At 45.0% G+C, this 12,255-nt stretch carries 12 protein-coding genes; 8 read left to right on the forward strand and 4 right to left on the reverse strand.

Annotation, left to right across the window (positions count from 1 at the left end):
• Positions 1 to 208 precede the first annotated feature (208 nt).
• Positions 209 to 640: an NUDIX hydrolase gene (locus QUA99_RS12370; RefSeq protein ID WP_333236873.1), complete on the forward strand. Its 432-nt coding sequence runs from the start codon at positions 209 to 211 to the stop codon at positions 638 to 640.
• Between the two features lie 132 nt (positions 641 to 772).
• Positions 773 to 1,039, forward strand: coding sequence for a DUF4351 domain-containing protein (locus tag QUA99_RS12375; protein ID WP_333236875.1), 267 nt, complete (start codon positions 773 to 775; stop codon positions 1,037 to 1,039).
• 165 nt (positions 1,040 to 1,204) lie between these two features.
• Here QUA99_RS12375 and QUA99_RS12380 read toward each other — a convergent pair whose 3' ends face one another.
• Positions 1,205 to 3,967, reverse strand: coding sequence for an nSTAND1 domain-containing NTPase (locus QUA99_RS12380; RefSeq protein ID WP_333236877.1), 2,763 nt, complete (start codon positions 3,965 to 3,967; stop codon positions 1,205 to 1,207).
• 119 nt (positions 3,968 to 4,086) lie between these two features.
• On the opposite strand from QUA99_RS12380, the gene QUA99_RS12385 reads away from it, so the two are divergent.
• Positions 4,087 to 4,488: a CU044_2847 family protein gene (locus QUA99_RS12385; protein WP_333236879.1), complete on the forward strand. Its 402-nt coding sequence runs from the start codon at positions 4,087 to 4,089 to the stop codon at positions 4,486 to 4,488.
• Positions 4,489 to 4,777: 289 nt separating this feature from the next.
• Here QUA99_RS12385 and QUA99_RS12390 read toward each other — a convergent pair whose 3' ends face one another.
• Entirely contained in the window at positions 4,778 to 5,149 is a 372-nt protein-coding gene (locus tag QUA99_RS12390) for a phage holin family protein (protein WP_333236880.1), read from the reverse strand.
• Between the two features lie 21 nt (positions 5,150 to 5,170).
• Positions 5,171 to 6,262 carry a redox-regulated ATPase YchF gene (ychF, locus tag QUA99_RS12395; RefSeq protein WP_333236882.1) on the reverse strand — a complete coding sequence of 364 codons (1,092 nt, stop codon included), beginning with the start codon at positions 6,260 to 6,262 and terminating at the stop codon, positions 5,171 to 5,173.
• A gap of 183 nt (positions 6,263 to 6,445) precedes the next feature.
• On the opposite strand from ychF, the gene QUA99_RS12400 reads away from it, so the two are divergent.
• A complete protein-coding gene (locus tag QUA99_RS12400; RefSeq protein WP_333236884.1) occupies positions 6,446 to 6,802 on the forward strand; it encodes a hypothetical protein in 357 nt (118 codons plus the stop codon).
• Between the two features lie 274 nt (positions 6,803 to 7,076).
• On the opposite strand, the gene QUA99_RS12405 is transcribed toward QUA99_RS12400, so the two are convergent.
• Complete coding sequence (locus tag QUA99_RS12405; RefSeq protein ID WP_333061712.1) at positions 7,077 to 7,325, reverse strand: gamma-aminobutyric acid A receptor, epsilon-like protein; 249 nt, start codon at positions 7,323 to 7,325, stop codon at positions 7,077 to 7,079.
• Between the two features lie 504 nt (positions 7,326 to 7,829).
• Between QUA99_RS12405 and QUA99_RS12410 the strand changes: the two genes are divergently transcribed.
• The 4 genes from QUA99_RS12410 (at position 7,830) to QUA99_RS12425 (ending at position 12,227) form a co-directional block, all read left to right on the forward strand.
• The gene (locus QUA99_RS12410; RefSeq protein WP_333236885.1) at positions 7,830 to 8,726 is read left to right on the forward strand and encodes a C39 family peptidase; all 897 of its coding nucleotides are present in this window, start codon (positions 7,830 to 7,832) and stop codon (positions 8,724 to 8,726) included.
• A 117-nt stretch (positions 8,727 to 8,843) separates the two neighbouring features.
• On the forward strand, positions 8,844 to 9,389 hold the full coding sequence (locus QUA99_RS12415; protein WP_333236887.1) for a hypothetical protein: 546 nt from the start codon (positions 8,844 to 8,846) through the stop codon (positions 9,387 to 9,389).
• A 64-nt stretch (positions 9,390 to 9,453) separates the two neighbouring features.
• Complete coding sequence (locus QUA99_RS12420) at positions 9,454 to 10,095, forward strand: lysozyme (RefSeq protein ID WP_333236889.1); 642 nt, start codon at positions 9,454 to 9,456, stop codon at positions 10,093 to 10,095.
• Positions 10,096 to 10,202: 107 nt separating this feature from the next.
• The gene (locus QUA99_RS12425) at positions 10,203 to 12,227 is read left to right on the forward strand and encodes a caspase family protein (RefSeq protein ID WP_333236891.1); all 2,025 of its coding nucleotides are present in this window, start codon (positions 10,203 to 10,205) and stop codon (positions 12,225 to 12,227) included.
• The last annotated feature ends 28 nt before the right edge of the window (positions 12,228 to 12,255 follow it).

Here is a 12,255-nt window from a genome sequence, read left to right on the forward strand (position 1 = left end):
TCGCTGGCTGGCCGGATTTATTAAGAGCAAAAATCGGCTGAGATTTCGTATGGCAATCATTGAAGAGACACTGCATAGCAACTTGAGTTTTTAGTGGCGTATTGTGAGTCGTTTGGGTACATCCTATTTGAGGTTTTTTGTCAACCTCTTTTACTGGACTGGCGCTCTAGGAACCAGTTAACTGATGACTAATGACTGATAACTAATTATGCAAAAAGGTACAATTCGCGTAATTGTTTTAGGATTGATTCGATCGGGCGATCGCATCTTCGTTTCCGAATGCTGCGATCCGGTCAAACAAGACACATTTTACCGAGCTCTGGGCGGTGGCGTAGAATTCGGAGAGCACAGCATCGACGCTTTGCAAAGAGAGTTTCAAGAAGAAATTCAAGCCGAGTTGACAAACATCAAATATTTGGCTTGTTTGGAAAACTTCTTTGTTTATAATGGCAAAGCCGGACATGAATTAATACAACTATACCAGTGCGATTTTGTCGATACCAAATTTTATGAATTGGATAGTCTAGCCTTTGCAGACGGAGATGGGGAACATACTGCATTTTGGATACCGATCGATCGCTTTCGATCGGGCGAATTGCGCCTAGTTCCAGACAAATTTATCGACTACTGCGAAAGCTAATGCAGTAACAGTTGACAGTTGATAGTTGACAGTTGATAGTTGGCTATTACCAATTATATCATGTCCGATCGATTCCCTCCGCTTCGCTTCGCCCGCGATCGATAAGGTTTGATCGCGGTCGATCGACCGGAAATGTTGGGAATTACACTACAGGAAACGAGATTCTATCAAGAAGCTAAGGCGGAAGGACGACAGGAAGGACGACAGGAAGAAGCCTGTGCGCTAATTGTCCGACAATTGACTCGTCGGTTACAGCAGGAAGTATCTGAGGAAATACGATCGCGCCTTGCCAATCTTCCCTTGCCGGTAGTCGAAGATTTGAGTGAGGCGCTGTTTGATTTTACTACTGGGGAGGATTTGCTGGCTTGGCTGGAGGCGCGGCAGTCGGAAAGTCAATAATTTGATGAAATTGTCAGGGCGATCGATCCCATTTCCGTCTGCATAACAAGTGCGAGCGCACTCAAAATAGAGCGTGGATTATTTGGGCGATCGCTCTTACTATTACATAATTTTGACTTTTGACTTTTGACTTGCTTATTCCCCCATTTTCCTACTTTCTACTCTCTATTTCTTCAAGCCGAGTTTTTTACGAAGATCCTCATCGTATTTTGCTTGCTGCCAGTTGTTTGCAGATTTAACTTCATTAGGAGTTAGATTTTTAGCACGCCCGAAATTAGTACAAAGGGTGTGATTTTTCAAAATTTCAAAACACCTGAGGTCGGCACCGATTAGGTTGGCACCGCTAAGGTTAGACCAGATGAGGTTAGCACCGCTGAGGTTGGACCACATGAGGTCGGCATTGACGAGGTCAGCACTTATGAGGCTGGCCATGCTGAGGTCGGCATTGAGGAGGTTGGCATTATTGAGGTTGGCATGATTGAGGTTGGCAAACTTCAATTGGGCACCGATAAGATTGGCACCGCTAAGATTGGCACGGCTGAGGTCGGCACCGCTGAGGTTGGCACCGTTGAGATCGATTTTATTTAGGCTGACACCAAGTTTTACCAGTTCTTCAAGTGCTAGATTTCTTCCCGGACTATACTTCTGTCCTCGATCAGCGTTGACAGTCTGCCAAAGCCGCCCTATCCTAAGCTGTCTTTCAGCTACAATACCTAGAAAAACTGCCAAAGCTATGGGAATAATCAATCCAAAACCAACGAGCTTGAAGCGATTATTTCGTCTGTGCTGGAGGCTTTTCTGAATAAACTCTTGAGCCAAAACTGATAACGTCAAGTTTTCAGCTTGTTCCTTTTGAAATGCCGTCGCATCCGTCACTTGCTTTCCCTGAAGCAAATAATCCTTTGCCTTCCCCCTCTCTCGCCATTCTTCAGCTACCGCTTCAATCTTGCGTTTCTGTCTGAGAATATCCCGATTCTCATCAACCCACTGGCGTAACAAAGGCCACTGGCGGATCAAGGCTTCATGGGCAACATCAACTACGGCAACTCGCCCAGATGCGCTATCCTTTTCTACCATTTCGCTAGTAACAATTAGTTTCTCATCTGCTAATTTCTGAACTACTTCATCAATCAGTTGCTCAGAATAGCGCTCATTAACTAAATCCGGTTTCAACACTCGCCTGCGGGTGTCTTCCGTGCCTTCTCCCAACTGAGTTAGCGATAGGAAAATATGCCGCACCGCTGTTTGTTGCGCTTCAGAAAACGAGTCATACACGTCATTCGCACGTTGACTAAGCGTCCCCATCACCTTACCCAGTTTGGCATAAGTCTGGAGGCGCAAACAGTTATTGGTGCGCTGCTTCCAAAGTTCCATCAGCGTGTACTGCAATAGGGGTAAACTCCCTGGCGCATTTGCCACATCTGCCAGCATTTCTTCTACCAGTTCTGGCTCAATTTCTAGGTTGACTCGCTTGGCAGGTTCGACAATTGCCTGTCTCAACTCGTCTGGATTCATCGGCGTAACTGTGACCAGATTTGCCTGAATTTGTTGTGCCAGTCCGCTGTAGTCTTGTTCTAGGCATTTGCCAAAGAAATCTGCCCGCATTGTGATGATTATTTGTAGAGACTTTACATTTAACGTCTCTACATTGGGTGTGCCAATTTGTTCCAATGCCCCCAGGATACAGGCAAAAAATTGCTGCCTTTCATCCTGATCCTGACACAGGGTAAACGCTTCTTCAAACTGGTCGATTACCAACACCACCCGACTCGACGAAGCTTGCACCAAGCACCGCAAACCTGTCGCGCCTTGTTTAATTAAATCCTCCGCATTTCCCAACTGTTTCGCCCGTTCTATTAGCGACAAATTCGGATCGACAAAAGCCAGTGCCAAACTCTGCAACGGATGCTCTCCCGGCTGCATAATGTATATCTGCCCTCGATCGCTGCCGGAGAACTTATGCCCCTGCTGCAATTGATACAGCAATCCCGCCCTGACAACCGAAGATTTACCGCTGCCCGATGCTCCCAGGACTGCCAGGAATTTTCCCAGGCGCACTTTTTCTACTAACTGATCGGTTAGCGCCTTTCTGCCATAGAAATACTTGGCGTCTTCTTCTTTACAATCAAAATAAGCTAACCCTTTGTAAGGACAGATGGGTGGCTGTGTTGTGGGAGTAGATTTTTTGTCTGATGTTATATTTCCGCGGGTGAGAACGATCGCTTCCCCAGAATTGGCAAAAATCGGACGCTGGGGGAAAGCTTGACGGTTCTGAGTTAGGAAATCTACCAACGTGTAGTTGTTAATACATTCTTCCTGGTTGGGTAAAAGCCCTTTGAGCAGGTCTTCTGTTAGCACGCTATGGTTGCTGCCAATGTTTACAAACGCCTCCTCAAACGCCCGCGAGGCAGCAATAAAACACCGATCGCGCCCTATTCCTCTCTCCCCCGGATCTGCTTCGGCAATAGTGAGGATTTCCCCGCTATAGCAACAATCCAACCAAATAATCTGCTGTCGCACCCGACTTGCTTGCAGCAGTTGGCGCAACCATCGCAAAGATAAACCCCAGTTTCCTAAATCCGGATTCACATCGCTAGTTGCCAAAAACCCTTCCTCAATGCCTCGATTTTTCCGCAGTCCATGTCCGGAAAAATACAACAGTGCCGTATCGGGATACTGCTGACTCTCTGGCTTAAACAGTTGGACAATCGCCTTTTCTAACTTCTCCAGCGTGACTTTGGTTGTCTTACCGACGCAAGGGGTTTTATTTTGGTTATCCTTGACTGCCGGTAGTCGCGTTACTTTAAAGTCTCCGTATCTCTCTAGAAGTTGCGCGATCGCTTCGGCGTCTTCCGAAGGCGCTGGCAAGTTCGCTAATCGATCGGATTGATATGTATTAATCCCAACTACCAGGGCGTCTCGGCTCATAGTAATAAGTCTTCTGTCTCAAATATATTACTCACCGATACAGAATTTATACTTGTTATCCGGAGAGACTCACTGAGTGCTGGGAATTATTGATTACTTGCACTTCCCGGAGTTTACCCATGACCGAAATTACACCGATCGAGCTGGATGACGGTACAATTATTTGGATTGAAGCCGCAGAGGATGTCACAACCGCCCCAATTGAAGTTACAGCACCTACAGAGGAAGAGGAAGAAGAGGGACTGAGTGGCAAAGGGGAGTTGAGTCCTTCTGCGATGCAAAAGCAAGCGGTGAAAAATTTTCAGGCGATTCAAAGTACAATTCGCGCTTATACCAATTACACCTTAAATGCGTTTAAACAGGTTGCGATCGCTAACGTAGATAAAGTTACTCTAGAATTCGGCATCAAAATTGGCGGTGAAACAGGCATTCCCTACGTAACAAAAGGAACTGCAGAAAGTAATCTCAAAATTACAGTAGAGTGTTCCTTTCCTAATCCACTGGAAACTGAACCAGAATAGATAAGTACGGAATAACCGCTATAAACGATCGCCATTAATCAAATCATTACGATAACTTTATATTCTTTAAATATGCGATCGTTAATTGAGGTATGTCCAGAAATCTTTGTTGGGGCTAACAAGTTGGGCGAAGCGAAACGGAGGGTTCGTTCCTAGGCCCAACCGACAACTACAACTAATTACAACTGAATACTGTAAGGTGAGTCGCCATCAACTATCTACTTCTGAAACTTGAAAATATCCCAGCGACGCACCCTACAAGTAAACTCGCCCAGCGCGTTACATTTAACTAGCGAAAACTAGGCAGCGTACTCAACACCTGATAGAGCAAAGAGTTGATAAAACCGAGGGCTATAGCACCCAGCAAAGCACTCCAAATTCCCCAGCGCAACCGAAATCCTTCGACTAGCCAAGCCGCCAATCCAAACATACCAGCGTTGATAACCATCGCAAACAAGCTATAAGTGGGCAACGCAAATGGTTCAACATTTCCCACAAAAACCGGCCGCACCAAAGCATTCAGCAATCCAAAAACGGCAGCCGAAATCATCGCTTTTCCAAAACTGTCAATATCTACCCCGATGGGCAACTTGGAAAGAATAAAAAAGCTCACAGAATTAACCAGCCAAGCAATTGCCACCGAAAAGATGTCGAGCTTCATTTGGCAATCTCCTTAAAAAGGCTAAACATTAAATCGGAACAACACCACATCCCCCTCTTGTACAACATACTCTTTTCCTTCACTGCGAACTAAACCTTTTTCCTTAGCTGCATTCATCGCGCCCGTAGCAACCAAATCTTCATAACTCACAGTTTCTGCCCGGATGAAACCCCGTTCAAAGTCCGAGTGAATAACCCCTGCAGCTTGCGGTGCTAACATTCCCGCGATAATCGTCCAAGCGCGAGTTTCTTTCGGCCCGCTAGTAAAATAAGTCCGCAAACCCAATAATTCGTAAGTAGCTCGAATCAGAGATTTCAAGCCCCCTTCTTTTACCCCCAGAGATTCTAGGAAATCCGTGCGTTCTTCCTCGGATAACTCCACCAATTCTGACTCAACTTGCGCCGAAACTATGACAACTTTAGCATTTTCTGCTTCTGCTACTTCCCGCACTTGTTCGACATAGCTATTTCCCGTTGCTAAATCGTCCTCAGACACGTTAGCAGCATAGATAATTGGTTTGTTGGTCAGTAATTCCAAACCTTTAACTAATTCAGCTTCTTCATCTGTGAAATTGTACTGCCTCGCCGGTTTCCCGGCATTCAAAACCGCGACCAATTTTTCGAGCACATCCACTTCTGCCTGAGCTTCCTTGTTGTTACGGGCGAGCTTGCGAGTGCGATCGAGCCTGCGTTCTATTTGAGCTAAATCTGCTAGAATTAATTCGAGATTGATAATGTCAATATCTCGGATCGGATCGACAGAACCCGCAACGTGAATGATATCGTCATTTTCAAAACAGCGGACAACGTGGACGATCGCATCTACAGCCCGAATGTGAGACAAAAACTGATTTCCCAGTCCTTCCCCCTGACTCGCCCCCTTCACCAAACCCGCAATATCCACAAATTCCATCCGCGTCGGCACAGTTTGCACGGAATTGGAAATATTGCTCAGCACCTTCAACCGTTCGTCTGGCACTGCCACGATACCCGTATTTGGCTCGATCGTACAGAAAGGAAAATTAGCAGCAGTCGCCTTGGCATTAGCAACCAGAGCATTAAACAAAGTAGATTTGCCAACATTAGGCAGTCCGACAATTCCGGCAGTAAGCATAGGTATTTAGAAACATATCACTGTTTCAAAATATCATAAGCAATAGCAATATACAGATTAATCCCTGTAGGGACACGGCAATGCCGTGTCCCTACAGAATCTGGAATATGCTGTATCTGACTTGTCCCTTCTAACTTCTACAGCTAAGCTTGAATAAATATCTAACTTGAGGTAGATGGCTCAATGGTTAACAAGTGGTTAAGCAAAGTAACGATCGCTGTGGGGCTGTCGCTGCCCCTGTTAGCGCTGACAGCAGCTAGCGTTTTCGCTCAGATGGTCAAAATTTCGGTGGTTAACAACAGCGGCCAGACGATGACAGCCGTCTATATGTCTCCTCCCGATAAGGATACTTGGGGAGAAAACGAGCTAGAGGCCCCCATTGCCGATCGGGAAAAGGCAGATTTTGAGTGGAATCGAGCTGACTACGGCGGCTCGGATGCGGGCTGTATTTTCGATGTCAGGGCGGAATACTCTGACGGCAAATCCACTGATTTGGAGGCTGTTGACCTTTGTCAAGAGACGGCGCTCAACTTCAATTAATTGATAATATCGTTTCCGATTGCATTCAGACATGATATAGAGGACACGGCAGTGCCGTGTCCCTACCGCGATTAATTGTAGGGACACGGTACTGCCGTGTCGAAAGCTGTGGGTAATATTAATTCCGATGCTAAGAGATTTGATTTAATTTACGCAAAAACCGGGTTTTTTGAAGTCTGATATTCATCAAAAAGATTGGGGACTTTGGAGAAAGCCGGTTTTTGCGATCGACCTCACAAACAATCTTAAATTTCGCGATCGACTAAAACATAATTTAAACTGGTTCAGGGATTGTCTGAGGAATAGGCTCCGGCACTGTCTGAGGAATTGGAGAGGGTACAGTTTCCGGCACTGGTTCAGGAATTGGCTGGGGAATTGGCGCAGGTACCGGCTCCGGTACTATCCCGGGAATCGGTTCGGGAACGGGGCCCGGCACTGGTGGCGATGCGGGTATAGTCGGCAGCCCCGGTTCGGTACTGGGAATCTGCGGGCCGGGAAATGGAGTAGGGTTGGGAAAAATCACGACAATTCTATTAATAACTCGATACAATTAGCGTAGATAAAAAACTAAAAATACGGCATCTATCTAAATAGTGAAAATTTATTACAGTTGATATTTTGCACGAGTTTTAATCCGCTTTTTGGAGTAGACGAAAGCAACCGGGTCGATCTGTATTTGATTTTTTATGCTGACGGAAAGCAATTTGGTCACAGCCCCGCGGTACAGGCCGTGAACCCTTGAAAAAAGCGTAGCGTACTCATCACCTGCGATCGCTACAGCCCGTGGGAGCCATTCTTTAATCTAAAATCTAAAATCTAAAATCGCGCAATCATCGCCCTCCGAAAAGCCATGCCAGCGTGTAGTTTGGCACGACACCTAGCCAAAAGTACAGGTTCTGTCCCGTACTTACGGCCAGTTGCGAGCTGGCCTTTTGGCTAATTTAAGACTCAACTAAAAGCTAGGAACTTTTTGGGGATTATTCTCTTACGATTGAACCTAGCATCTTACCAGTCCACGAGGTAAAGAATGAACACCCTAGAATATACATTGCGTTTTAAAGACAATTCGGTGCTGAAAGCTCGCCCACTCGACACATCACTATTATCTCCAGATCAAATGCTCAAGTACAAAGCCGGAGAGGAAATTTTTATCAGTGCGTACACCCCTAATTTGCAAGGTAAGTATATTCGGGTTTATCTCGATGAATTTGATATTCGTTCACCAGAAACAGCCCCAAAACAATATTACTGTTTTGGCGATGATGTTGAAATCTCCTTAACGGCTGTTCCGCGAGGTGAGTCAGTTGCTCAACAGTACCCGCCGGTACTGCCGCCGAAAGTTGATTTAAAAGTTCCTTACCACTCTCAGCTCAATAATTTAAAACGTCCTTCAGGGGCGTGTAATGTCACTTGCATAGCAATGGTTCTCAAGTATTATGAGGTGGATTCTCGAACGCAAGAAGATATTAAAAACGACGTACAGCTTGAAGATGTGCTGTTCCGAAAAACAGAAGAGTGGGATGAAAAGGAGGGTTATCCTCTCGCAGACGGCACTTGTACGCGACACATCCCCATTTATCTTCAGCGGCTTCTCCGGGAGTGGGGTCAAAAATATGGCAATGGAAAACTTCAGAATACTTACTTCAAAAATGTTACCTCTGAACAGGAAATAAAACAGCATTTAGCTAAAGGTAATCCTGTTGTCATTCACGGTTATTTTACAAATGGTCATATCATTGTCATCAAAGGTTATGACGATGCAGAGGGAGTTTGGATCTGCAACGATCCCTATGGCAAATGGCTAGGTTATCAGGGTGGATATGACAATAACGCTAGCGGTGGAGATGTTCGCTACACTTATTCCGACCTTCGAGCTGTTTGGGATGTGGGTGGCGAGAGTTGGTGTCATTTTCCCGTTCCCTAAGTAAGCATTGATATTTGTAGGGTCGGGTCTCCTAGATTGATAGCATCACAACGATCGCTCTTCTCAACCCGCCCTTTCTTTCACCTTGTAGTCTGTCACAACAACTTCCCTAAAGTTATGACGCAAATTGATGAAGTAGCGCAAAAATTGCTAGACCTTGATGAAGATACTCTCAAGGCACAGCTTGGGATTCGGGTTCAAGAAATAGGGCAAGATGCAACCGCACGTTCTGCTTCTATTGAGAGTCTTGAAGATGATCTAAACGCAACTCCCAGAGGTTTTAGTTCAGATAGTCTTGCTTTGAAATTTGGCGACCAATTCTTCAAGAAATTCAATATCAAATCCTATGAGTTGATGTGCGGCGAACTGTTAGACCCAGAACTGATAGCCAAAATTCAGGCCAGCTACAAAGAAAACTCTGAGAAAGCAGCGGCATTTTTAGCCCCCGCTTTAGCAAGTCAACTCAATTTACCTTTTTCGCTCGCCATGATTGTTGCGGTATTGATTATCAAAACCCTGGTTTCGGCAACTTCTACAGTTGCCGAAACCACATCGGAAACGGTCTGCGAAATTTGGGAAAAAAATCTGCCTGAAGAGACAGATACATTTAACGGCAAAGAATCGCCAACAGCAAACAGTGTTGCACAACAGCCAGTGAATTAATTATAGAGCTTATGCTTCACGGTTGAATTGAAACATAAAATCCAAAAATTAAGGATAAATTACGATGGAACGGGTGCTCGAAATCTTCCCTGATGGAAGTCTTTATGAAATGGAAGGCGAGGTGGCAGTAAAAGCGATCGCCACCGAAGGACAAGTGAAATTGCTCTCAAAAACTTTGCGATTCACATTAGCTAAAACATTTACCATTGCTCCTCCCGATAAAGTTCCTCCTCAAGTTATGGAAATAGCCGCTCGGGGAGGGATGACAATCAATCAAGACGGGGTGAATTTGATTAAATCCTTTGAGGGAATCGAGTTAGAAGCCTATCTTGATGCTGTTGGTGTTTGGACAATTGGATACGGACATACCCAAGGCGTATATGAGGGTATGACAATTACGGAAGCACAGGCGGAAGAATTGCTGAGAAAAGATTTAGCAGAATTTGAAGCGTATGTGTCTGAGGCTGTGCAAGTTGATCTCAATGAAAATCAATTTTCGGCGTTAGTGTCTTTTACTTTTAATCTAGGTGCTGGTTCTCTGTTTGAGTCAACGTTGTTAAAGCTGTTAAATCAAGGAGATTTTCAGGGTGCGGCTGACCAATTCCCGCGATGGAATAAGGCAGGGGGTCAAGAATTACCAGGACTAACGCGGCGGCGGAAAGCCGAGAGAGCTTTATTTGTAGGGGAAGATTGGACAGTTTTTTGATATTCAGTAGGTTGGGTTGAAGAAGGAAACCCAACCTACGACTTCTAGAAACAACTTCTGGAACATCAAAAATAATTTTCAACAAAATATATGTGGGAGTTAAAGCGATGAATCGTAATCTTTATGCACTTCTTGTCGGTATCAATGAATATCCCAAGGAACGCGATCGTCTACAGGGCTGCGTGAATGATATCGAAACTGTAAAACAATATTTGGAGCAACGGCTTGCTAGTGATAGTTGCCAACTTCGTATCAAAACACTCTTCGATAGAGAAGCCACTCGTGAAGGAATTATTCAGGGTTTTCGGGAGCATTTATCTCAAGCAAAAAGCAATGATGTTGTTCTTTTTTACTACAGCGGTCATGGTTCGCAAGAAAAGAACATACATGAAGCGTTTTGGCGTTTTGAGCCAGATCGAAAAAATGAAACTTTGTATTGTTATGATAGCAGCCTCCCTGGTAAATGGAATTTGGCAGACAAAGAGCTTGCCAAATTAATCTCAGAGGTCGCAGTCAAAGAGCCTCACATTTGTATTATTCTCGATTGCTGCCATTCCGGCGGTGGTGTGAAGGACGTGTCTCAGGACGTAGTAGAACGTCTTGCTCCTGCGGACGATCGCCCTCGTCCCCTAGACAGCTACCTCTTCAGTGCTGAAGAGTTGACACATTTATGTTCCTCCTCTAGCTCTAGCCTCAGTTCTAAAAATTGGGAATTTCCGCAAGGACGAAATATTCTCATGGCAGCTTGTGAAGATCGGGACACAGCAAAGGAACTGACTATTGATGGTAAGAAACGAGGGATTTTTTCCTACAGCTTGTTAAAAACTTTGGAGCGACCTGGGAAATTAACTTATCGAGAACTATGGCAACAAACTAAAAACACGGTTTCGAGAGAGCTGGCAAAAATATCAAGCACCCAATCTCCTCAACTCGAAGTTACACCTTCAGATAATGGAAATCTACTTTTTCTTGATGGAGCGATCGCAGAACGACCATCTTACTTCACGGTTCGCCACGATCACAAATTAGGCTGGGTTATAGATGGAGGAGCGGTTCACGGCGTTCAACCACCTGCGGGAGAGGAAACAACTTTATTGGCGCTGTTTGATTTTAACGGCAATGTCAATGACTTTAAAGATCCTAATAAATCGATTGGCGAAGCCAAAGTGACGAAGGTATTGCCTCAATTGAGCCACTTAGAAATCACCAGCAATAGTAATAATTTGTCAAAAGAGGTTATCTATAAGGCTGTAGTGATTACTGTGCCTTTGCCAGCACAAGGCGTTTACATTGAGGGTGATGTGACAGGAGTTAAGTTGGCTTCTCAGGCAATTCAGTCTGCTACGATGGGCAACCGTCCTTCTGCCTATATTCGCCAAGTTCCGAACCGCGATGATGCTCAGTTGTACTTGCAGTGTCGTAATCAAGAATATTCCATTCAGCTTAAAGGGGAGGATCGCCCTTTAGTTGCTCCCATTCAAGGTTTCACATTAGATAATGCCAAACTGGCGATCGAGCGTTTTGAGCATATTGCACGTTGGTTGACTATTCGTGACCTCTCTACTCCTCCTGTAAGCAGAATTCAACCTAATGATATTGAGATGGTGCTTTTGTTTGAAGGTGAGAAAAATGCCGCATCCGAAAAGGAAATTCGCAGAGAGTATCAGTATAAAGAGAGAAAATGGCAACCCCCCAGATGCCAACTCAAACTAATAAACAAGAGTCAAACAACTGTGTTTTGCACAGTATTGGATCTGACGGATCGCTTTGCTGTAGCGGCTCCATATTTTGAAGCGGGATATGTACGACTTGAACCTGGACAAGAGGCATTAGCTGGAAATGGAAAGTACATTAAATTCACCGTCGATCCTGAGTTACAAAATTTAGGAATTACTGAAACTAAGGATATTTTCAAGCTGATTGTAAGTACCACCGAATTTGATGCGCGATTAAGCAGTCAGGATGCCTTGGACTTGCCTCGTGCTGCACATAAGAACATCTTCAAACAAAGTACGCTCAATCGTTTGATGGATCGCGCTCAGTTTCGGACGGCTCGATGGGATGAAGAAGAAGCATACGACGACTGGTATACAAAAAAAGTCACCATTACCAGTGTGTTGCCTTCTAAGTAGTTATGACAGCCGCTCATTAGAGCGGCTC

The organism is Microcoleus sp. F10-B2 (assembly GCF_036704965.1).
In the GTDB taxonomy this organism is placed as follows: Bacteria; Cyanobacteriota; Cyanobacteriia; order Cyanobacteriales; family Microcoleaceae; genus Microcoleus.